Annotated in this window: 21 protein-coding genes and 1 CRISPR repeat array; of the genes, 18 read left to right on the top strand and 3 right to left on the bottom strand. The window is 46.4% G+C overall.

All coding sequences use genetic code 11. From position 1 onward, the window contains the following. The first annotated feature begins 16 nt into the window (after window positions 1-16). From QUB52_RS00315 to QUB52_RS00235, 17 genes are all read left to right on the top strand, one after another. The gene (locus QUB52_RS00315) at window positions 17-553 is read left to right on the top strand and encodes a general stress protein (protein ID WP_265239909.1); all 537 of its coding nucleotides are present in this window, start codon (window positions 17-19) and stop codon (window positions 551-553) included. A 214-nt stretch (window positions 554-767) separates the two neighbouring features. Continuing rightward, the gene (locus tag QUB52_RS00310; protein WP_265239908.1) at window positions 768-1,442 is read left to right on the top strand and encodes a hypothetical protein; all 675 of its coding nucleotides are present in this window, start codon (window positions 768-770) and stop codon (window positions 1,440-1,442) included. 12 nt (window positions 1,443-1,454) lie between these two features. Beyond that, window positions 1,455-1,997 carry a DUF3122 domain-containing protein gene (locus QUB52_RS00305; RefSeq protein WP_265239907.1) on the top strand — a complete coding sequence of 181 codons (543 nt, stop codon included), beginning with the start codon at window positions 1,455-1,457 and terminating at the stop codon, window positions 1,995-1,997. Window positions 1,998-2,124: 127 nt separating this feature from the next. Then, a complete protein-coding gene (locus QUB52_RS00300; RefSeq protein ID WP_332976086.1) occupies window positions 2,125-2,253 on the top strand; it encodes a hypothetical protein in 129 nt (42 codons plus the stop codon). 244 nt (window positions 2,254-2,497) lie between these two features. Further along, window positions 2,498-3,265: a DUF6920 family protein gene (locus QUB52_RS00295; protein ID WP_265239904.1), complete on the top strand. Its 768-nt coding sequence runs from the start codon at window positions 2,498-2,500 to the stop codon at window positions 3,263-3,265. Window positions 3,266-3,276: 11 nt separating this feature from the next. After that, entirely contained in the window at window positions 3,277-4,299 is a 1,023-nt protein-coding gene (locus QUB52_RS00290) for an NADP-dependent oxidoreductase (protein ID WP_332972165.1), read from the top strand. A 27-nt stretch (window positions 4,300-4,326) separates the two neighbouring features. Further along, window positions 4,327-4,815: a hypothetical protein gene (locus QUB52_RS00285; RefSeq protein WP_332972166.1), complete on the top strand. Its 489-nt coding sequence runs from the start codon at window positions 4,327-4,329 to the stop codon at window positions 4,813-4,815. Window positions 4,816-5,051: 236 nt separating this feature from the next. Next, window positions 5,052-6,938, top strand: coding sequence for a molecular chaperone DnaK (gene dnaK / locus QUB52_RS00280; protein WP_332972167.1), 1,887 nt, complete (start codon window positions 5,052-5,054; stop codon window positions 6,936-6,938). Window positions 6,939-7,190: 252 nt separating this feature from the next. Beyond that, entirely contained in the window at window positions 7,191-7,847 is a 657-nt protein-coding gene (locus QUB52_RS00275; protein WP_332972168.1) for a head GIN domain-containing protein, read from the top strand. Between the two features lie 116 nt (window positions 7,848-7,963). Further along, window positions 7,964-8,233 carry a hypothetical protein gene (locus QUB52_RS00270; protein WP_332972169.1) on the top strand — a complete coding sequence of 90 codons (270 nt, stop codon included), beginning with the start codon at window positions 7,964-7,966 and terminating at the stop codon, window positions 8,231-8,233. 257 nt (window positions 8,234-8,490) lie between these two features. Next, entirely contained in the window at window positions 8,491-8,790 is a 300-nt protein-coding gene (locus QUB52_RS00265; RefSeq protein WP_332967804.1) for a hypothetical protein, read from the top strand. Window positions 8,791-8,813: 23 nt separating this feature from the next. Continuing rightward, window positions 8,814-9,797, top strand: coding sequence for a J domain-containing protein (locus QUB52_RS00260; RefSeq protein WP_332972170.1), 984 nt, complete (start codon window positions 8,814-8,816; stop codon window positions 9,795-9,797). Beyond that, the gene (locus QUB52_RS00255) at window positions 9,794-10,090 is read left to right on the top strand and encodes a chaperone modulator CbpM (protein WP_332972171.1); all 297 of its coding nucleotides are present in this window, start codon (window positions 9,794-9,796) and stop codon (window positions 10,088-10,090) included. The genes QUB52_RS00260 and QUB52_RS00255 overlap by 4 nt, the downstream gene beginning before the upstream one ends. Before the next feature lie 235 nt (window positions 10,091-10,325). Next, the gene (locus QUB52_RS00250) at window positions 10,326-11,423 is read left to right on the top strand and encodes a ferrochelatase (RefSeq protein WP_332972172.1); all 1,098 of its coding nucleotides are present in this window, start codon (window positions 10,326-10,328) and stop codon (window positions 11,421-11,423) included. 11 nt (window positions 11,424-11,434) lie between these two features. Then, window positions 11,435-12,157 (top strand): ZIP family metal transporter, encoded by a 723-nt coding sequence (locus tag QUB52_RS00245; RefSeq protein WP_265239891.1) that lies wholly within the window; start codon window positions 11,435-11,437, stop codon window positions 12,155-12,157. 130 nt (window positions 12,158-12,287) lie between these two features. Beyond that, window positions 12,288-13,373, top strand: coding sequence for a galactose-1-phosphate uridylyltransferase (galT, locus tag QUB52_RS00240; RefSeq protein WP_332972173.1), 1,086 nt, complete (start codon window positions 12,288-12,290; stop codon window positions 13,371-13,373). A gap of 54 nt (window positions 13,374-13,427) precedes the next feature. Beyond that, entirely contained in the window at window positions 13,428-14,525 is a 1,098-nt protein-coding gene (locus tag QUB52_RS00235) for a M24 family metallopeptidase (RefSeq protein WP_332972174.1), read from the top strand. Between the two features lie 14 nt (window positions 14,526-14,539). Here QUB52_RS00235 and QUB52_RS00230 read toward each other — a convergent pair whose 3' ends face one another. Together QUB52_RS00230 and pdhA are read right to left on the bottom strand one after the other, a co-directional pair. After that, window positions 14,540-14,992 carry a clan AA aspartic protease gene (locus QUB52_RS00230; RefSeq protein ID WP_332972175.1) on the bottom strand — a complete coding sequence of 151 codons (453 nt, stop codon included), beginning with the start codon at window positions 14,990-14,992 and terminating at the stop codon, window positions 14,540-14,542. Window positions 14,993-15,280: 288 nt separating this feature from the next. After that, window positions 15,281-16,315: a pyruvate dehydrogenase (acetyl-transferring) E1 component subunit alpha gene (pdhA, locus tag QUB52_RS00225; RefSeq protein WP_332972176.1), complete on the bottom strand. Its 1,035-nt coding sequence runs from the start codon at window positions 16,313-16,315 to the stop codon at window positions 15,281-15,283. A 424-nt stretch (window positions 16,316-16,739) separates the two neighbouring features. Between pdhA and QUB52_RS00220 the strand changes: the two genes are divergently transcribed. Continuing rightward, complete coding sequence (locus QUB52_RS00220) at window positions 16,740-19,055, top strand: IMS domain-containing protein (RefSeq protein WP_332972177.1); 2,316 nt, start codon at window positions 16,740-16,742, stop codon at window positions 19,053-19,055. 279 nt (window positions 19,056-19,334) lie between these two features. Beyond that, window positions 19,335-22,646: a CRISPR direct-repeat array (repeat unit 37 nt; unit sequence GTTTCAATCCCTAATAGGGTTTTAGTTTGATTGCGGC). 254 nt (window positions 22,647-22,900) lie between these two features. Here QUB52_RS00220 and cas2 read toward each other — a convergent pair. Beyond that, window positions 22,901-23,173 (bottom strand): CRISPR-associated endonuclease Cas2, encoded by a 273-nt coding sequence (gene cas2 / locus QUB52_RS00215; protein WP_265239885.1) that lies wholly within the window; start codon window positions 23,171-23,173, stop codon window positions 22,901-22,903. Window positions 23,174-23,186 lie beyond the last annotated feature (13 nt).

Raw genomic sequence — 23,186 nt, 5'->3', positions numbered from 1 at the left:
TCAAGGATACAAAATCATGATGTCAGATAAGCACGAAATAGTTCATGTTTTCCCGACCCATGTTGAAGCAGAAAAAGCGGTATTGGTACTGCAAAAAGCAGGCTTCGATATGCAGAAGATTTCAATCATTGCTAAAGACTATCAAACTACAGATCATGTACGCGGATTTCTAAGTTGGAAAGATACCACAAAGGCCGGAGCGGGCGAAGGAGCCTACTGGGGCAGTTTTATGGGCGGACTGTTTGGCATCCTCACAGGTGCCGGATTACTATTTATTCCTGGAATGGGTCAGGTGATTGTCGCTGGGCCAATTGTGGGAGTGCTGGCAGGTTGGCTGGAAGGGATGATTATTGGGGGTGCTGGTGCTGCTGTTGTTGGGGGACTTGCAGGTGCTCTCGTCGGATTGGGAATTCCCAAGGAGCAAGCCCTGAAGTACGAGACAGAAGTCAAAGCAGGGAAGTTTATGGTGATTGCTTCAGGTACGGATCTGGAATTCAATCGAGCACAGCAAATTGTGCAAAATGCAAATCATGATGAATTAATTGCTGTTTAAATCGATCGCAATTGCATGATTGTTTGTACAGAATTTGAGTGCAGTCAAGGGATAAACCTTCTAAAACAGGGTTCATTTCTTAAATCAATGGTTCGGTTTGGATTCGCCAATGGCTTGCTGTCACAGCGAAATTAGATGCGAAGCCGAAGAGTTTAATTAAGGCGATTGAGGCAACTCGATCGCAACTGGCCAAGCTTGGCAAAAGGAGGAATTGATGGAAACTATGCAGATGTCCAAGGTTCATGAAACCACTTATAACGCCGTCTTTGCACACCCGATCGCCCGAAACCTTCAATGGCACGATGTGCGCTCAATGCTCAGCGCGATCGCCGACGTGGAAGAGGAGCACAACGGCAATCTGAGATTTACGCGGAATGGCGAGACGCTGACGGTGCACCCCCCGAAGCACAAAGATTTATCCGACATCGAGGAATTGATGCAGATTCGGCACTTCCTGGAGCGATCGGCTGTACCCGTAGAGGTGCCAGTCGTCGAGGTTGGGCACCTGCTAGTCGTTATAGATCACCGCGAAGCTCGCATATATAAGACCGAAATGCACGGCTCAGTGCCGCAGGTGATCAGGCCTTACGATCCAGACGGCTCACATCGCAACCTGCGCTACGTGGAAGAGAATTCCAGCGGTCAGCGCAAGCCGGAACTCAAACCCTTCTACGAAGCGGTAGCAAAGACACTGAGCGGTGCAGAAAAGATTCTGATTTTTGGTAGCTCGACTGGAGCAAGCAGCGCGATGGACTATCTGCTGGCCGAACTGAAAAAACATCACCCGGATATCGCTGGGCGAGTGATCGGTGCGATCGTCGTTAATGAACAACACATGACTGAAGATCAGTTGCTCGCACAGGCGCGATCGTTCTATGCGGCAAACTGATGAGGAATTTTTATGCTCGGATATTTTGTTAGAAAGATATTTCCCCAGTTTTTATTGCTGGTAACCTTGGTTTCGATTGTATTTTTGGGGTTAGGAACATTTACTAATCTCCATGCAGCCGCAGCAATTACACAACTCCAAGAAGCACCAGGACAAATGGTTTACCAATCTAGGCAAACCCTCCAAGATCAGCATGGAAATAACTGGCAGGTAATCGCATTTAAACGTGTTACTCCTAATGGCAAAGCCAGCTTTGACTTGCGGTTAGTTGGTTTTCCAGGTGTGGTAGCAATAGATCGCAGTAAACCTTTATCGTTGACAAATTCACTAGGTAAAATATTGACTGCTGATGATACCTCCAGCTATATCTTTACCGATTTATCTGCTCCAGAACCTAATGTGGGGCAGTATGACATTCAGCCCTTGTTATCGCAGTTGCAGGTGGAAATTCCCCTAATGTTGATTTTGTCAGCGATCGACGGTGAAACTATTCATCTATCAGTTCCACCATCTTTTGTGCAAGAGTGGCTAACACTCTTTGATTCAAGAGAGTAGAATGGTCGCAGCTAGCTTTTGGGGTATGTAATCAATTCGTTAATCAGGTATTGAACGTTTTGCCCTACAAGCTACGGCGCTAGGTCTCAAAAATGCACTGTTGAATCAGCCGATCGAGGTTTCGGCATTGCGTCCACAGTTCGCGACTTATCTTGGTATGGGCGATCGCAGGCCAGATCTGGTTCTGCGTTTCGGCTATGGCCCTGAAACTCCCAGATCGCTGAGGCGATCGCTCGATCGAGTAATCGTTGCATGAACATGAACCAGATTGAACATCTATTCTCAATCACATTTATCAAAGTCATTCATAGTGCGATCGACGACTGATTTTCGGGTATTCGTGGGAACGAATCCTCGCTGACTACAACCTAATATCAGGGGAGATTGATGTCCATCGGTCTAGTGCTAATGATGCTTTCGCCTTGGGCAGATCCAGAGAGGGCTGGCACTAAAACACTTAGAAATGCGATCGATACCGATCGCCCAAATTGGAGAACACTATGATTAAAACTCAAACTCAAACTAAACCGATTTCGATTGATGATTTGTGGGAATCAGCACCGAAGAGCGATCGCCCGTTCAATCCTGAATCATTAATCAATCTTCCCAATCTAGCCCGTCGCTATTTGGAGAATGCGATCGCCCCCGGCACACCCCTCGCATCCGCCGTTCGATTGTGGATGCACGGCGAAATCAAACTCGATCAAAAATGGCATCCCTTCAAGGGAGAAGAAGTTATCTACGGTCATCGGGGGATGATCTGGCGGGCGACGACTTGGGCGAAGGGGTTGCCGATTTGGGGAGGCGATCGCATCGTGGATGGTGTTGGCGAGTCGCAGTGGAAAATCCTGGGGCTGTTTCCAGTGGTGCAGGCATCTGGTGCTGATATAACCCGCTCTAGTGTCGGCCGAGTTCAAGTAGAGTCGATGTTGCTGCCTTCCATTCTCTGCAATCCCGACATCTCTTGGACAGAGTTGAACGCTTCACAGGTACAGGCAAACTTCAAAGCCCTCGGCGAACCTGCAAAACTCACCCTGACAGTTAGCGATCGGGGAATGTTGGAGCAAGCCAAAATCGATCGCTGGGGCAATCCCGAAGGTGAAGCGTTTCACTACGTAGATTTTGGGGGAATTGTCGAGCAAAGCAGTACCTTTGACGGCTACACAATCCCGACTCGTCTTCGGGTAGGCTGGTTTTTGGGGAGCGATCGCTTTGAGTCTGAAGGCGAATTCTTCCGATGTGCGATCGATAAAGCAATCTATCAATAAAGGAGTCATTTATGTCTAAATCAATGAACCAACAAATTCTGCTCAAAAGTTACCCGACGGGAGAACCCAAAGAAAGTAATTTTGCTTTAGTTGAAACAGCAATTCCAGAACCGCGAGAGGGAGAAATACTCAGCAGCACCATTTACTTGTCTCTCGATCCGTATATGCGAGGACGAATGAGCGATCGCGAGTCCTATGCAAGTCCGGCAAGGTTAGGCGAAGTCATGGTGGGTAGCACTGTCAGCCAAGTGGTGAAATCAAACCATCCCAAATTTTCAGCAGGAGACTTCGTGCTGGGATATGGCGGTTGGCAAGATTATGCGATCGCCAAAGCCGAAACCTTGAGAAAACTCGACCCCAGTCAAGTACCAATCTCTTACGCATTAGGCATTACCGGAATGCCTGGAATGACAGCCTATTTTGCACTGCTAGATATTGGCAAACCCAAAGCCGGCGAAACAATCGTGGTTTCTGCTGCTTCTGGTGCCGTTGGTGCAGTTGTCGGTCAAATTGCCAAAATCAAGGGTTGTCGAGCAGTAGGCATCGTTGGCAGTGATGAAAAATGCGATTATGTTGTCAATGAATTAGGATTTGATGCCTGCATTAACCGCAAAACTCAAGACCTGAATTCAGCATTAAAAGCTGCTTGCCCACATGGAATTGATATCTACGTCGATCATACGGCGGGCCCAATTCTTGAAGCAGTTTTGCAACAAATTAATCTGGGAGCCAGAATTCCTTTAGTAGGTTTAATCTCGCAGTACAATGCCGAAACTCCACCTCCCGGCCCTAATCTGATGCCGCTACTCGTTAAACGTGCGTTGATTAAAGGGTTTCTGGTTGGCGATTACCAGCAGCGTCACGAAGAGTTTATCAATGATATGTCTCAGTGGTTGCAGGCAGGCAAACTGAAGTACAAAGAAGACGTTGTAAAAGGGTTGGGAAATGCACCCCACGCCTTTATTGGTTTACTGCAAGGAGAAAACTTTGGCAAGTTAATCGTTCAGGTTAGTGACGATCCAACAAAGAAATAAAACATCAATTGGAGACAAGCATAGCTCATGAAGTATAGAATTATTGCTTTGGGATTGTCACTCTTTCTATACGGAATAGCACTTACCTTGCCTTGTCTACTTTTTGAGATAGTTCCTAGAGAAATATCAATAGAGCACCTAAAAGATTATGGGAGTTTTTATGAAATGAATGGGCTTGAAGTTACTGGTTGGGGAATATTAGGATTGCTGTTCCTGCAAATTCCAGCCTTGGGTTGGTTAGCTAATCCCGTTTATTGGTTATCTTGCATATTTTTTGTTCGACAGCAATATAAGTTCTCAGCAATTACTTCCTTAACTGCGATCGCTATAGGCTTTGGCGGAACACTATCAGCATTTTGGTTTAATTCACCTAATGGTAGTAATCTTTTCTCTGTATTGGTATTGCACAAACTGTTAGCTGGTTTCTGGGTATGGCTTAGTGCCCCTGGCTTGCTAGGTTTTATTTCCGTATTTTACCTAGTGAAAATGACCCAATATCCAGAAAAATCTACTTGATTTTCAGTTCAATTCTTTCAGGCTTACGGGGCCCGTGTAAACAAACCGAATACTTCTTTTGTAGCAAAATTTTGTAAAAATGGTATGAGGTGCGTCGCTGTGAGATTGTCGCTCGAATCTAGGGATTTTCTCTGAACGATACACCCTACAACTAATGTTGCATAAGTTTTGAGTAATAGCATTATATCCAAATGCAGAATAGCTCACATCAAAATCTAATTTAGGAATTTAAAATCATGGCAAAAGTTGTTGGAATTGATTTAGGTACGACTAACTCTTGTATTGCAGTTATCGAAGGTGGAAAACCGATCGTGATTGCCAATGCCGAAGGACAACGCATCACGCCTTCTGTAGTTGCGTATACCAAAACGGGCGATCGCCTGGTTGGTCAAATTGCCCGCAGACAGGCGGTAATGAATACAGAGAATACGTTCTACTCCGTGAAACGATTTATCGGACGCAAATACGATGAAATCACTCACGAAGCGAGCGAAGTTTCTTACAAAGTCATCCGCGATAATAATGGAAATGTTAAGCTCGATTGTCCGGCGCTAAAAAAACAGTTCGCGCCTGAAGAAATTGCTGCTCAAGTCTTGCAAAAACTTACGGATGATGCTAGCAAATACTTGGGAGAACGGGTGACGCAAGCAGTAATTACAGTGCCTGCTTACTTCAATGATTCGCAACGTCAAGCAACCAAAGATGCAGGCAAAATTGCTGGGTTAGAGGTACTCCGCATTATTAATGAACCGACGGCAGCAGCGCTTGCCTATGGTTTGAATAAAAAGGGTAATGAAACAATTCTAGTGTTCGATTTAGGAGGCGGTACCTTCGATGTTTCGATTCTAGAAGTGGGAGAAGGTGTGTTTGAAGTCAAATCTACCAGTGGGGATACTCACTTAGGGGGCGATGACTTCGATAAAAAGATTGTCGATCGCATTGCTGACGAATTTCAGCGTAACGAAGGCATTGATTTACGCAATGATAAGCAAGCCCTCCAACGATTAACCGAAGCGGCAGAAAAAGCCAAAATCGAACTCTCTAATGCGACTCAAACGACGATTAATCTGCCGTTCATTACGGCAACCAATGATGGGCCCAAGCACCTGGATATCACCTTAACTAGGGCAGATTTTGATAAACTGTGTTCAGATTTGCTCGATCGCTGCCGCATCCCTGTTGAGCAAGCCTTGAAGGATGCCAATCTCAGCAGTGAAAATCTCGATGAAGTTGTGCTAGTCGGCGGTTCTACGCGAATTCCAGCCGTGCAGCAACTTGTCCGACGGATCACAAATAAAGATCCAAATCAGGGCGTTAACCCCGATGAAGTGGTGGCTGTAGGGGCAGCGATTCAAGCCGGGGTGCTGGCTGGAGAAGTAAAAGATGTTCTGCTGCTCGATGTCACACCGCTTTCTTTGGGCGTAGAAACTATGGGCGGGGTAATGACAAAAATTATTCCCCGCAATACCACAATTCCTGTCAAGAAATCGGAGACTTTTTCGACGGCTGCGGATGGCCAAACAAATGTCGAGATTCATGTTTTGCAGGGAGAACGAGAATTAGTCAACGATAACAAAAGTTTGGGAACGTTCCGGTTTGATGGTATTCCTCCGGCCCCGCGCGGCGTGCCACAAATTGATGTGACGTTCGATCTAGATGCCAATGGTTTACTATCAGTAACTGCGAAAGATCGCGCCACTGGCAAAGCACAATCAATTACGATTTCTGGTGCTTCTACTCTGAATCAAGCCGATGTGGAACGCATGGTGCGCGATGGGGAAACTCATGCTGAGGAAGATCGAAGACGGCGCGAGCAGATTGATACCAAAAACAATGCAGATTCGCTAGTTTATCAATCAGAAAAACAACTGGAAGATTTGGACGGTCAAGTTTCTGATGCGGATAAGGAGCGGGCGGTATCATTGATTGGAGATTTGCGATCGGCAATTAGTCAAGAAAACTACGATCAAATGCGATCGCTCACAACGGATCTCAAACAAGCCCTGATGCAAATCGGTAGCGCCGTTTACGCCAAAGCTGGTGCGGATGCGAGCAATCCTAATCCCGCCAATCCACCGTCGGGAAACAGCGAGGATGATGTGATTGATGCTGATTTTGTCTAAATAGACAAGATTGCAAAAATCCTTTTAATCAAGTTTTTGGGCAGGCAGAACACCTATCCCACAACAAAAAATAATTTTTGTGGGATGGGCCGGAGAGCCCGTCCTAGGTATTTTTGCAATCTTGTCTAATGAGCAAAGTAAACATGAGGACAAAACCTAGCGTCCAAATAATTATGCCTAGGGACTTCTGAACTATTTCATGGCGCTTATCTTGTTCCTGATGACCTATGTTTTGAGTGAAAGAAAGACCCCATGAAAATATTGACACTGCTCAGCATTGGATTAGTTATCGGCTTGGCGGGATGCAATCTCATTAGTAACACCTCCAACGTCAAAGGAAGTGGTAATGTTAAGACCGAGAAAAGATCGCTTGCTTCCTTCGATTCTCTAGACGCGAACTATGTTGGTTCAATCCAAGTGCGTTCTCAAGGGCAGGAGAGTCTCGAAATTAGTGGCGATGATAACATCATCCCATTAATTACTACTAAAGTTAAAAATGGTACTTTGTACATCCGACCCACTAAAGGATACAATCCTCAGCAAAAACTACAAATTATTATATCCACTCCCGATCTTAAAAAGTTTGTCTTCGATGGAGTAGGTAAAGCTAATCTATCAAATGTAAAGAACGACCGATTGGAGATAGTGGTGAATGGTGTAGGGGATTTCAGTGCATCTGGTGAAACAAAGGAAGCAGATATTACATTATCGGGTGTCGGAAGTTTAGACGCGAAGAATTTACATACTATCAACGCCAAGGTAAATTCGACTGGAGTAGGTAATGTTGATATATATGTGACGGGGCAACTGGATGCACAGGCCTCTGGTGTAGGGAAAATCAATTACTATGGCAGCCCGAAAATCGTCAACAGGCAGACTGAAGGGATCGGGAAAATAAACAAGAGATAAATGATGTGCGATCGGCTGAGTAGGTAAAATCTAATGGAGTCAAATATTTTATGCTGAACTCTATCGCCTTCATCAGATTCGTTCATTCCGCAATCTTCATATTCTTCAATGTAATCATGGCAGTTATATTATATGAGGTTACTGCTGACAAAATCTCAATTCTCACATGGATTGTCGTTGCTTTATTCGCGATCGAAGTCATCGTTCTCATCGCCAACAATTGGACTTGTCCCCTGACGACTTACGCTGAAAGCTTGGAATCTTATCACGGTCAAACAACCGACATTTTCTTTTTGCCAAAGTGGTTTGGCGATCGGATGTTCATATTCTATGGTGGCTTGCTTGCAGTTGCACTTCTGCTTCTCGTGATTAGATTGTTGAGTTGAGGGAAAAAACTTGGTCAGTCTAATCTTAGAAATGTTGCTATAACGATTCGGGATGTTTTGACCGATCGCAATTAACATACATGAGGAGCGTCCAATCTATGGATACGACAATTGCCATCGCGCAAATTTTGATTCCAGTAGCATTGTTGCCGATCGTTTTTAATCAGTTATAATAAAGCAAGCCAATTAATCACAAATCATGCTGATTTTCTAGTTTAAAATAAGCAAACTAAACCACAACTCAAGAGGTTCCCATCATGAATGACGAATCAATGATAGCTCAAGCAGCAGTTCCCAATCAAGCCGCCGCCGAAGCTCTACAAACGATCGCCGGAAAAAATCATTATGCTGGAGGTAATGCACTGTTGGCCGCCGAAGCCGAGGCTGGAGCACAAATCGATCCTTCTGCGATCGATCGCTCAGCAGCGACCAATTTTGCTGGCAATCCAGCCACAGATCCAACAGAGGCAAAGCGGTTTACCACAACTGAAGACTTTCAACAAGTCAGTGAAGAAGGAGATTTATCACTGACAAACGATGTTCCTAGTGCAGAATAATTGGATTTTCAGTAATTTAAATCATGCCAACTGCAACCGACTTCAAAGATTACTACACCATTCTGGGAGTTAGCAAAACTGCAACTCCTGAAGAAATCAAGCGAGCATATCGCAAACTTGCCCGCAAACATCATCCAGATGTGAATCCCGGCAATCCAGAAGCTGAGGATAAGTTCAAAGATTTGAATGAAGCCAACGAGGTTTTATCAAATCCTGAAACGCGCAGCAAGTATGACCAATTTGGGCAGCACTGGAAGCAAGCAGGGGCTGGCGGCGCTCCTCCTAGAGGAAGTAGCACGAATACCGGGGGATTTGATTTCGATCCGTCCACCAATTTCGATCAATACAGCAATTTTGATGATTTTCTCAAGGATTTGCTGGGTCGCGGTGGCCAAACTCGATCGCGACAAACTCATTCGCGCACCTCGAATCAGGCTGATGATTTTGCGGGATTTCGCACTCAAGCACCTGCACCTGATACTGAAGCGGCGATCGCGCTTTCGCTTTCAGAAGCATTTCACGGCGTGCAGAAACGCTTGCAGTTGGACGATGAAACCCTTAACGTTCGCATTCCCGCAGGTGCTAAATTAGGCAGTCGGATTCGGCTGAAAGGAAAAGGTCGCGTCAGCCCTTTTTCTCAACAGCGAGGCGATTTGTATCTGACAATCGAACTATTTCCCCATCCCTTTTTTAAGTTTTCAGGTGATAACTTAACTTGCGAGGTTCCTATTCGCCCAGATGAAGCTGTTTTAGGTACTCAAATGCAAGTGCCAACGCCAGACGGGGGTGTGATGATGACTGTGCCGAAAGGGGTAAATTCCGGGCAATCGCTGCGACTGCGCGGCAAGGGTTGGATATTACCGAAAGGCGATCGCACCGATCTAATTGTGAAACTTCAGATCGTGTCTCCGAAGGAGTTGAGTGAAATCGAGCAGGAGTGTTATGAAAAAATTAAGGCGAGTAGCAATTTTAACCCGCGTTCTGCAATAGAAGAGGTGAGACTATGACGGAATTTAGCTTGTCCACTATGGTTGTTTCCGAAAATGGCGATCGGCTGTATACGTTTGAATATGCAGCTTTGGTGACGGAAACTTCAACGATGATAATTGAGCAATTTGTGCAAGTGGGGTTGATTGAGCCGATCGGCTCAATGCTACACGCGCGGGAAATTTCGCGCATTGGTCAAATCCAACGGTTGCGCCAAGATTTAGGACTAAATCTCGTAGGGGCGGTAATGGTTGTAGATATGGCGCAGGAAATCGCCCAACTTCGGGCCAGGCTAAAAGCATTGCAGTCTTGACTTGAGAAAATATTGGTTCTGTCATCTTCATGACTTACGCATGGGTGGTAAAAAACCGGGTTTTTTCACAAAAAGACTTCTTTGCAACCCGCAGATTCAGTAAAAAAACTGGTTTCTTTGTTCTTGATTCGTCCATAACCATTAATCAAATTTGATGCCGATCTAGTCTTTGTTCTGCAATATTTTTTGCAACAAAACCGCTTTTGAAATATTTAACATTCAACCCAATAATCCAATGATTAATCATCAATTTCAATCGACAGATTCCGCCGCCGCTCAAAGTGAAAATCGCGTTGCAGTGTTGCTGGCAGGTTATGGTGAAGTGCAATCTTACCGCGATCTGAGTCGCTACAATCAAGCTGCAACTAAGTACATCGCGGCTCAGTTTGTGCCAATCCCAGATTGGCTGTACCCCTTGGCTGGTAAGTTTCTGGCGCTTCAAGATTTGTACAATTTTGGGGTCAAGCATCATCAGTTCATGTCACCGGAAAATGAGATATTTGAAAAACAGCGCCTCGGCATTGAAACACAGTTGCAAGACCGATGGGGCGATCGCGTGCAAGTGTTCAAGGGATTTTATTTTTGTCAACCTTTTGTGCAGCAGGTTGTCGCAGACCTGATTCAGCAGGGCTTTGGGAATTTATTGATCTATCCTTTGCTGGTTGTCGATTCTGCCTTTACGGGAGCAATTGCGATCGAACAAGTCAATGAAGTTATTGCAGCAAACGCACCTCAAAATCATCCTCAACACTCTCCATTTAAATCAGTCCGTTACATTCCATCGTTTGCAACTGAACCTGCTTATGTTGATTTGATAGTGCATCAACTTGAGGAAACGCTGACTGAACTTTTTGCCGATCGCTTTTTTGAGTCTAGAATTGGCATTATACTCACCGTTCATGGTGGGCCAGAGCGAGCCAAAGGACTGTTGACTGGTGTGATTGATGGACAAGCACTTTGTGATGCTGTGCGATCGCAATTGCAACAGCGATATCCGTTAATCTCGATTGGCTGGATTAATCATGATATGCCGTTCATTAATTGGTCACAACCCGACATAAAACAAGCTGCACAAAGCTTGATTAAAGCAGGTGCCCAAGCGATTGTATTTAAACCACTCGGTTGGGCAACTGAGAATTATGAAACCATTCTTGATGTGGAGGATGCCATTCAATCTTTACGCAGTAAGTATCCAACTGTAACTTATGTGCGGCTAGATTGCGTCAATGACGATCCTGATTTTTTAAAGATTGCAGCAGTATGGGCAAATCCTCAGATTGAAGCCATGTTGGCCGCACAGCCACTCACGGTTGATACTCACAGTTCTAGATAGGTTGACAAGTCATGCAAGCATTTATTTTTGCTCTCATACTGTCAGCCTTACCTGTTCTTAGTAACTTCATCGGTGCTATGCTTGCCGAAGCATTACCGTTATCAAAAAAAACATTAGGACTGGCATTGCACTCTGCTGCTGGCGTGCTACTGGCGATCGCCTCCACCGAACTGCTGCCCAGAGTTATTTCAGCTAAACCAGTCTGGGCAACTATTCTGGCACTGTTTGTTGGAGGAGCTTTTTTTGTATGGGTTAATCAACTTCTCAACTTGAGCAAGAATCGCCTACAGGGCATCGATCACAATACGGTTGGTTGGGTGATATTTCTCAGTATTGCGATCGACTTATTTGGCGATGGATTAATGATTGGCACCAGTCTGACAATTTCGGAACATTTAGGAATAACGCTGGCATCGGCGAGAGTCGTTGCTCACATTCCAGAAGGATTTGTGACCAATGCAGAGTTTAGGAGTCAAAATATGCCGCGCGGACAGCGATTTTTGTTGCTGGCTGCCTTTCTGATCCCGGTTTGGCTGGGTGCAACTCTCGGTTATTGGGGATTGCGCGGACAATCTGAGCTTCCTAAGCTAGTTGTGCTGGCATTTACAACGGGGACTCTGATAACTGCGATCGTCGAAGAAATTATTCCTGAAGCGCATCAAACTCAGGATACCAACTGGTCTAGTTTGACATTTATTGGAAGTTTTGCTCTTTCACTACTATTTTCTACCTAGACTTTCATCTGTGCCAAAACCAGGCGTTGATCGCTTTCTCATGCACTTTGCGACTTTAGATAGGGGCGGGTTTTCGACACAGGAAGTTAGAATTATAAAATCTCTCAAAACAGATCGCCCGCCGAAAAAAATGCACTCCCAAATATTGCAAAAACCAGACGGCCGCCCACTCACACTCTACAGCCGCTACCCAATCCCAGAAAGCATCGTGGCGGTAAGTCCCAGCAACGAGCCCGTACAAGCAAACCCACATTTTCGCTGGCATCCTTTGCGCGGGGAATGGGTAGCATATGCCAGCCACCGCCAGGGCAGAACATTCATGCCGCCGCCGGAATACAATCCGCTGGCTGCGACAATTAACCCCAAGTTTCCCACAGAATTACCCCAAGGCAAATACGACGTAGCAGTTTTTGACAACCGCTTTCCATCGATGACTTTGCAGGCACACAATCCACCTGCAAGTATTGTGGAAACTTTGCCTGCTAAGGGCATTTGCGAAGTGGTAGTATTTACTCAAGATCCGCAAGCTTCTTTGGGTTCTTTGGAGTTGAGTCACTTAGAATTATTGTTAGAAGTATGGGCCGATCGCACTTCAGTGATTGGCAGCAATCGCGAAATTCAATATGTCTTACCGTTTGAGAATCGCGGTGTCGAAGTTGGAGTAACTTTGCACCATCCCCACGGTCAAATTTACGCTTATCCGTTCGTGCCACCGGTGCCGGCGCGGATGTTAGAATGTCAGTCGGTTTACTATCAAAAAAATAGTAGCGGTTTGCTGCAAGATTTGATTCAAAAAGAGATTGCTGACAAACAGCGAATTTTGTATTTAGACGAAGATGCGATCGCCTTTGTCCCCGCTTGCGCCCGCTACCCCTACGAAGTGTGGATTGCGCCGATCGCACCAACTGCTACATTTATCGATCTTACCGAAAAACAGCGTCAAGCACTTGCCAAGGCCTTAAAAACAGTCGCGCTTAAATATGACGGTTTGTGGCAGCGCCAATTCCCTTATTTGATGGCTTGGTTTCAAGCGCCCACAGACGGAAAGCCTCACCCGGAGGCGCATCTGCACGCTGAGTTTTATCCGCCATATCGATCGAGCGATCGGCTAAAATACTTAGCAGGAACCGAACTAGCAGCCGGAATGTTTGCTAACGATGCTTTACCGGAAGAAAAAGCTAAAGAATTGCAAGCAGTCTCTGTCAATCTATTTTAGATTTTGGATTTAAAAATTGAAGAATTGAAGAATTAACTCGATATCAATTGCTTTATGATAAACTCATTAAACCCAGAAGTTGACAGCAAACTCGAATTCATCCGCAAAGCCTTAACCGAAACAGGAGCGATCGCCCTGCGGTTGCGTGGCACTGATTGGTTTGCTTGGGCTACCGCCGGCGGTTCCCATACAGTATTGCTTACCGCAGAAACCGGAGTTGCAGAAATATTAATTACCGCCGAAAATGCTTTTGTGCTGACAGATGAAATCGAAGCCCAGCGCTTGCAAGATGAAGAAGTTCCAGCCAACTTTCAAATGCACATCTATCCTTGGGCGGATGTTGCACAGCGCGAAGCTTTTGTCAAAGAAATTACTGCGGGCGGTAACGTGATGAGCGATCGACCAAATTCCCAAGAAACACCAATAATCGCATCTTTACAGTCTCGCAAACAGACAATGATGTCAAGCGAATTAGAGCGATATCGGCGAGTCGGGCGTTTAGCCAGCGAAGCGATGACAGAGGTACTTTCAGCCGCCAAACCGGAATGGACAGAATATCAATTAGCGGGTGCCGGTGCAGAGGCTTTGTGGGCGAGAGGTTTGCATCCAGCCCTGACATTAGTGGCTGGAGAAAGACGTTTACCGCTATACCGCCACGCCACCGCTACCGCCGAAGAAATCGGGAAGCAAGCCATGTTAGTATTCTGCGCTAGGGGAAACGGTTTGTATGCAAATTTAACCCGATTTGTCTGTTTTGGTTCTTTGGAAAAACAGCATTCAGAGTTACACCGACAAGTCCGAGAAATTGAAGCAGCCGCCTTGGATTCTTGTCGCCAGGGAGTATCGCTGAATGCGGTTTATGATACCCTAAAAACAGCTTACGAACAGCACGGATATCCTCAAGCAATTCGCGAACACCATCAAGGCGGAACTACCGGATATTTAGCGCGGGAAATTGTGGCGAATCCGGCTACTTCAGAGATTTTAGCAGTAAATATGGCTGTGGCTTGGAATCCGAGTTTGTCGGGAGCAAAAATTGAGGATACGTTTGTAATTGGTAGCGATGGAACTTTGGAAAATTTGACTTTCGATCCCAGTTTGCCGAGTGTAGAAGTCGCGGGAAGGTTGCGGCCTGTGCCGAAAATAGTTTAAAGTTTTGAGATTGCTTAAACTCTCAAAACAGGTCTTTCGGGATTTTCGGGATTGGGAACTAAACGCTGATTCTTGCAATCTACTAGCAAATCTAAAGTTTCTAACACAGTTTGACCGATTAGCACGATATCGCCTAAAACCATTGCCGCCTCAATCGTCTCGCGCCCTTCGATTTCCACAATCACAGGCCCAGTCAATTCTACTATTTCTTGTCGGCCATCAGCATACTTTGCTATTTCCTGACTCCGAATTCTTAAACCTAGGTGTTCACAAACTTCTACGGGAATTGCTGTGCGTACTACGCCAGTATTTATCACTGCTTCTGCTTCGTAAACGCGCAGAAGATTTGGGTTGAGCAATCCTCGATTAACCAAGCCTTCATCAATGGCATTGGTTAGCTTGACTTTGACTCGAACTGCACCCATATTGTTGCTAATTTGACTTAGATTGCGATCGATATTTATCATACCGCCTCTCTTTGCGTATAGAAAGTATACCTTCAATTATATCTTGCACATTAGTGCAGCCACAGGTTTTAACCTGTAGGCTGCAACCGCACGCAAAATATCTCTAAAGATTACCAGAAAGAATTGGTTTAAAGTCTCTCCCTTTTAGGGGGAAATTAAACGAAGACTATTCATTACTCCAATCCTATTCCTTCTTTTGTCAACTGTCAACTGTTAACTGTTAACTGTTAACTGTCAACTGTCAACTGTCAACTGTCAACTGTCAACTGTCAACTGTCAACTGAATGACTAATCTTCAGCATAGATATAGCGATACAATTCGCTCGGATCGGGTTCGGGGCTGTTCTCCGCAAACTCTACCGCATCATCAATTACAGCTTCGATCTTTTTGTCGATCGCCTTTAATTCCTCAGCAGTAGCCAAAGTTCGATCGATCAAATCAGCAGCCAACTTCTTAATCGGATCGCGGGGGAACCAATATTCCTTCTCTTCCTTAGAGCGCAACTCATCAGGATCGGCTAAAGAATGACCCCGAAAGCGATAAGTCAAAGCCTCGATGAGCGTCGGGCCTTCGCCAGCCCGCGCCCGTGCTATGGCTTCCTTGGCGACTTCCCGCACGGCCAAAACATCCATCCCGTCAACCTCGAATCCAGCCAGGCCAAAAGCATGAGCTTTTTTGTAAATCAAGGGGTCAGAAGTAGCTCGCTCGTGGGCCATGCCGATCGCCCATTTGTTGTTTTCCACAACATAAAGAATCGGCAACTTCCACAAAGCAGCCATATTCAAACACTCGAAAAACTGCCCGTTATTTGCAGCACCATCGCCAAAAAAACAAGCTGTTACGCCATCGGAACTCTCATCGCCCAAAGCTTCGCGCCGATACTTCGATTGAAAAGCCGCCCCAGTAGCTACAGGAATTCCCTCAGCCACAAAAGCATACCCTCCCAACAGCCGATGTTCTGCCGAAAACATATGCATCGAACCGCCGCGGCCCTTCGAGCAACCAGTTTCCTTTCCGAACAACTCCGCCATCACTTCCCGCGCCGGTACGCCCGCGCTTAAAGCGTGAACGTGATCGCGGTAGGTGCTGCTGACATAATCCGTACTATCCCGGCGCATCGATCGAATCACGCCAGTCGAGACAGCTTCCTGGCCGTTGTACAAGTGGACAAAACCAAACATTTTGCCCCGGTAGTACATCTCAGCGCACTTGTCTTCAAAAAAACGCCCCAAAACCATATCCTCGTAGAGCATCAAGCCCTCATCGCGAGAAATAGTTACGCTCTGTGCGTCAAAAACTGGTAAAACCCGTTCCTCAGCCATAAAAAATTAATACCCGATCGGCGAACTAGACAGCTTAAATCGAACCATACTCAAATCACTGTAAACCGAGATTGGACACAACCGCAGCAGAAAATGGTCGCCCATTTTCAAGCGCAGCAGTTACAAGGATTGTTAAAATGAGCTTAGTATGGGAAATTTGCCAAAATTGGGAGAGCCAACTGCCACATCGACCCACTGCGGTTGTGTCTAAAACTTAAGATCGGTCTTGTTCAAAGTGGGGCGGGATGCCAACCTCACTCTAAAACGCCCTAGAGGGAAACAGTCGGAGTACCTTGAAGGAAGTTCTCGATATCCTTAACAGGACTCAGAAGCTCAGATCAAAATCATATTTTTTTAATTTGATGTGAGAGCATCACCTAAGATAGGCTAATTCAGTTGCTAGCGCTTTGGGGAAGTGGACGCTGTGTTAATTCCACTAGATTACTACCGGATTTTGGGTCTACCGATTCAAGCTACTGCCGAACAGTTGCAGCAGGCTCACCGCGATCGCACTTTACAACTTCCGCGCCGGGAGTATTCCGAAGTTGCGATCGTCGCCCGCAAACAATTGATCGATGAAGCCTGCGCCGTTCTGTCAGACTCAGACGGGCGCAAAGCTTATGATGCCAATTTTTTAGCCAAAACATACGATCGAGAGTCGGAAGCAGCAATTGCAGCCAAGCAGAGGTTGAAAACCTCATCTGGGCAAGCCACATTCCTGCAAGATGCAGGAGAAACCGTTGCGGCAGAGTCTAAAGCCTTAGACGCTGCTCCCGACCCCCACACTCCAAGTATTGAAATCGATGACAACCAATTCGTAGGAGCCCTGCTCGTACTGCAAGAACTGGGGGAATACGAACTCGTACAGAAGCTGGGGCGCCCGTATCTCAACAATGGCAGCATCGCGATCGACGAAGCCCGCTTCGGCGACCCGCAGCTCGTGCGGCCCGACATAGTTTTAACCGTAGCCCTGGCCTGCCTAGAACTCGGCCGGGAACAGTGGCAACAAGGTCAATACCAAAATGCCGCCAAATCACTAGACGCAGGTCAAGAACTGCTGCTGCGCGAAAGCTTATTTCCAAGCGTGAGGGGTGAAATGCAAACCGATATATACAAACTCCGTCCGTACAACATTTTAGAATTACTATCGCTCCCCGAAGAAAAAGTCTCCGAGCGCCGCCAAGGACTGCAAATCCTGCGAGAAATGCTCGAAGAACGGGGCGGTATCGATGGATCGGGGGACGATCGCTCCGGTTTAGGAATAGAAGACTTCCTCCGCTTCGTCCAGCAACTACGCAAACACCTAACCAGTAGCGAGCAGCAGACCCTATTTGAAGCTGAAGCCGGCCGCCCCTCCGCAGTCGCCACTTACCTCTCGGTCTACACCCTGTTAGCCCAAGGATTTGCGGCCAGACAGCCCGCGATGATCCGCCGCGCCAAGCTGATGCTGATGCAGCTCGGCCGCCGCCAAGACGTTCACCTCGAAAAAGCCGTGTGTTCCTTGCTGCTGGGCCAAACAGAAGAAGCCAGCAGAGCTCTCGAACTCAGTTCGGAAAAAGAACCCCTCGCCTTCATTCGCGAGCATTCCCAAGATTCTCCCGATTTGTTGCCGGGACTGTGCTTGTACGCCGAACACTGGCTGCAAGAAGAAGTGTTTCCTCACTTCCGCGACTTGGCAAACCAGTCAGTCTCTTTGAAAGATTATTTTGCTGACCCGAAAGTCCAAGCTTATTTAGAAGCTTTGCCTTCGGATGCAGAAACGGCCAACGAATGGGTTGTGGTGCAGCCCCGATCGGGCAAACCCCAGGGACGACTGCAACCAACTGGCGATCGCCCGCCCGCGGCGACACAGCCGCCCGCAGCCAAACAGGTAGCCAGTAGTGTCAGCTTGACCCCCGTACCGGCAGACACCTCCAGCGCAGATTCAGCGCCGAAATACCAGGCAACGGCGGCAGGAATCGGGGCAGTGGCGGCCGTCTCTCTCCCGACAACTACGGCGGGACGCCCCGCAGCCTCGACCTCCAAACCGCGCCGGAGCCACAGTTCAAGCCGACGCAGCGGAGGGATCGGTCAGGGGTTAACAGGCAGTTTTGCCGATCGGGCGCGCACCATAGCAGCCCAAATTTCCGCCCAAGTCAAGTCCATGCCACCAAACAAGCTGGCCCTGCTTGTAATCGCAATCGTCCTGAGTCTCTTAATGCTGTGGTTAATACTCAGTCTGTTGGCTAACGCGATGCAAGCCCTCTCAGGCCCATCCCTGCAAGGAGAACAACCCTCCGTCAGCCTGGAAGCACCGCCCATAGAAATCCCCGCCTTAACTGCGGCCCCAGAACCCAGCGCCCCCGCCCCAGTATCGGGAGAAATCACTGACGAAGCAGCGGGACAAATAGTTCAAAGCTGGCTGTCAGCGAAAGCAGCGGCTTTAGGCCCAAACCACGCTGTGGAAGAATTAAAGCAAGTTCTCACGGAACCGGCTTTGTCTCGCTGGCAATTGATGGCCGAAGCTCAACAGAAAAATAACGCCCACCAGCGTTATGTACACAAGCTAGAAGTTAAAGGAGTTAAGACAAATCCGACAAATCCCGATCGGGCAGAAGTAGAAGCGCAGGTAAGCGAAAAGGCCGAAGTGTTCGATCGCGATCAGCTAGTTACTTCCCGCAACGAAAACCTACGTATCCGCTACGACTTAATCCGCCAAGATGGACAGTGGCGGATTATGGATTGGCAAGTGATGAAGTAAGGAATTGGTAATGGGTAATTGGTAATTAGTAATTTATGGTTACTGATTGCTAATTACCAATTGCTGATTATTAATAGTCACAGGATGCGTCGCTCGCTCAAAAAATCCCTAACTAATACCAAGGATGAAAAGTATTGCTACTACCGAAATTAGAGGATTTCATCTGTAGGGAAACGGCAAGGTGGAGTATCAGGTGGGGGGTTATGTTTAGGAAAGATAATTTGTGTAGTATAAATAATTGTAGCAAAATTTTGTGAAATTGGTATTAGCTATGGACAAGTTTCAATCCCTAATAGGGTTTTAGTTTGATTGCGGCCTTCCCGGCCCCTGTAAAAAGGGGCTTTTTTGTTGTTTCAATCCCTAATAGGGTTTTAGTTTGATTGCGGCCTGCACCTCCCCCATCATATCTACAATTGGCGGCGTTTCAATCCCTAATAGGGTTTTAGTTTGATTGCGGCTCCCAATCGGTCAAAGTTCTCCCCGCCAGCAGCAGGTTTCAATCCCTAATAGGGTTTTAGTTTGATTGCGGCGCTGATGTCTTGCAGGCGGCTTCGGGCCCGCAAGTTTCAATCCCTAATAGGGTTTTAGTTTGATTGCGGCGTGAGTCGAGCGTCTGCGCAAAGGGCATCGCTGTATGTTTCAATCCCTAATAGGGTTTTAGTTTGATTGCGGCTAGAATTCACAGATTTCAGAGGGGGTGCTGCCAGAATTGTTTCAATCCCTAATAGGGTTTTAGTTTGATTGCGGCCGAGAACTGTCGGTGGAGTAGCGGCCTTTATATGGTTTCAATCCCTAATAGGGTTTTAGTTTGATTGCGGCGCGGACATTGTACTTCCTTTCATTAGGGGTGACGTTTCAATCCCTAATAGGGTTTTAGTTTGATTGCGGCTTGAGGTCGCAGCGCTTCTTTTTTTAGCTGCCAATGCTCGTTTCAATCCCTAATAGGGTTTTAGTTTGATTGCGGCTGGTGCGTATTTGCCAGCGCGGAACCCCGGAACCGACCTTGTTTCAATCCCTAATAGGGTTTTAGTTTGATTGCGGCAAATATTTAAATTGGCTGCTACGAATATCAGCATGTTTCAATCCCTAATAGGGTTTTAGTTTGATTGCGGCGCCATTTTCGAGGGTGTAACACCTTGCCAATTATGAGTTTCAATCCCTAATAGGGTTTTAGTTTGATTGCGGCTCTAACAAACGCGGAGATGATTGAAAATAATCAGGTTTCAATCCCTAATAGGGTTTTAGTTTGATTGCGGCTTTCTTGCGAACATCAGCATAACCCATGCGATGGTTTCAATCCCTAATAGGGTTTTAGTTTGATTGCGGCCCGATCTGACTCTCGAATTCAACCGTCGGCATTTGTTTCAATCCCTAATAGGGTTTTAGTTTGATTGCGGCTTTTGCAATCATCGATCAAGCGATTGCCGTAATAGTTTCAATCCCTAATAGGGTTTTAGTTTGATTGCGGCCCGACGACAACTTTCGCAACACGCCACGCAGACTGTTTCAATCCCTAATAGGGTTTTAGTTTGATTGCGGCTTTACGGGCTGTGGATTGCTTAGATTTTGCAGCATTTGGTTTCAATCCCTAATAGGGTTTTAGTTTGATTGCGGCAAGGGTCGCAAATGCGTCGGCAGCCAGTAGGGGTTTCAATCCCTAATAGGGTTTTAGTTTGATTGCGGCTTTAACAATTACCGGAGTTGGCTCTATTCGTAGAAGTTTCAATCCCTAATAGGGTTTTAGTTTGATTGCGGCGGTATTGTGCGCGGTCAAACTCGAATCTCGGTAGGTTTCAATCCCTAATAGGGTTTTAGTTTGATTGCGGCATTGAGTAGTTTCGGCGATCGCAAAGTCCGCGCCTGCGGACGTTTCAATCCCTAATAGGGTTTTAGTTTGATTGCGGCGCGCTCGGAACTTTTCGCAGCATTTCAAAATAATTTGTTTCAATCCCTAATAGGGTTTTAGTTTGATTGCGGCGTGGAAGCTTTGGATCGTCTGGCGACTGAAGAAGGAGTTTCAATCCCTAATAGGGTTTTAGTTTGATTGCGGCAGTTATTGACCACTGGCAAAGCTGCTGTTTTCAAGTTTCAATCCCTAATAGGGTTTTAGTTTGATTGCGGCTTTACACAGCAAGTTGAAGCGGTAGCCCAACTTTCGGTTTCAATCCCTAATAGGGTTTTAGTTTGATTGCGGCATGAGTGTGCATGAAGAGGCTTGGCATATTGGCTACAGTTTCAATCCCTAATAGGGTTTTAGTTTGATTGCGGCGATATTCCTGTACCCGCAGCTGCAAACAACCCACTAGCAGGTTTCAATCCCTAATAGGGTTTTAGTTTGATTGCGGCCTGGTAATAAACAAGTGTTCGCAAATATTGAGGGGTTTCAATCCCTAATAGGGTTTTAGTTTGATTGCGGCGCTTTCTGCCAACATTTCATACATCTGTCCTATAGTTTCAATCCCTAATAGGGTTTTAGTTTGATTGCGGCGTTAAAAAATTCCGGTCTCTCCCGGCTGTCACTCGTTTCAATCCCTAATAGGGTTTTAGTTTGATTGCGGCTCGAAGAACAGCGCATCACACTCGAATTATTCCCCGGTTTCAATCCCTAATAGGGTTTTAGTTTGATTGCGGCGCGCTTGCCTCGTTTGCGGCGAAAAGCCGCCAGCGGCAGGTTTCAATCCCTAATAGGGTTTTAGTTTGATTGCGGCTCGAGTCGATTCACTTCGGCGAGGCGATGCCCAAAAGTTTCAATCCCTAATAGGGTTTTAGTTTGATTGCGGCCCCCTATCCCCCCACAGACGGGGCAGCGAAGACTCTCGAGTTTCAATCCCTAATAGGGTTTTAGTTTGATTGCGGCTTGCCCCAGTTTCGGCCCCTCAAAGACCTAAGCCTCAGTTTCAATCCCTAATAGGGTTTTAGTTTGATTGCGGCCCGTCACGAAGCCGAGGAAGTTACCCAGTTAATCAAAGTTTCAATCCCTAATAGGGTTTTAGTTTGATTGCGGCCCGGCCGTTGTTGTAGAAATCCAATCGTTCTTGAGTTTCAATCCCTAATAGGGTTTTAGTTTGATTGCGGCTTTGAATTCGTTAACAGCTAGCCTTCCCTTGCTGCGTTTCAATCCCTAATAGGGTTTTAGTTTGATTGCGGCCGGAACGTTTGAAACCCCACAAGTGTTTCTGTCGGGTTTCAATCCCTAATAGGGTTTTAGTTTGATTGCGGCTCAAAATCATCAGGGTCTGGCGCTTCCTCTACGTTTCAATCCCTAATAGGGTTTTAGTTTGATTGCGGCTTGTCTGATCCAAATCTTTCGATCTAAAAATTCTAAAGTTTCAATCCCTAATAGGGTTTTAGTTTGATTGCGGCGATATCGAATCTGGCAATCCTTTGCCAAGGTTCGCTAGTTTCAATCCCTAATAGGGTTTTAGTTTGATTGCGGCTTGATTTTTTTATACCTGAGTATCAATTAAGGGGTGATTATTTTAGTTTCAATCCCTAATAGGGTTTTAGTTTGATTGCGGCGTGGAACTAATTTAACCAGTCTTTGTGAGAGTTTTGTTTCAATCCCTAATAGGGTTTTAGTTTGATTGCGGCCGCCGGTGTCTGGGAGGCTTGCACTATAAGGTTTTCAAGGTTCAGTTGCGTCTGAATGAAATTAATATACTATTTCACCGATCGCCCTGTCAAGGGGGCAAAATTCAAATAGACCTCAAACTCTCTCCCAGTAAAGCTTTCAGCATTTGCGTCTGACCACGGACAGGTACAAACCACCGCAAACCCAGTCCTAGTAAAGCTCTCAGCCATTAAAATTCACCCCCTCCGTTCAACACCTATAGCCAGACGCAAAATCACACCATAAAGATCGTAGTATCCAGCGGGGCCCGGCCGCCAATCCGCTCAATCTTGCCCTGACAGCAAGCACACAAAAAATGAAACAGAATACTATCCTCATCAGACTTAATCACCCGGCCCAGACGTTGACGCATCCGGGCATACTGAGTATCCGTCACATCGCAATGAAACACCGAATACTGCTTCCATTCCCCATAAGACTTGAGAATCTTGTGAATCTTAGTGCGGCGGTTGTCCTCAGATATATCGTAGCAAACCAGAACAAACATAACTTGATTGTCT

It is taken from the genome of Microcoleus sp. A6-C6 (assembly GCF_036705955.1).
In the GTDB taxonomy this organism is placed as follows: Bacteria; Cyanobacteriota; Cyanobacteriia; order Cyanobacteriales; family Microcoleaceae; genus Microcoleus.
This window is presented reverse-complemented; position numbering and strand designations above follow the sequence as displayed.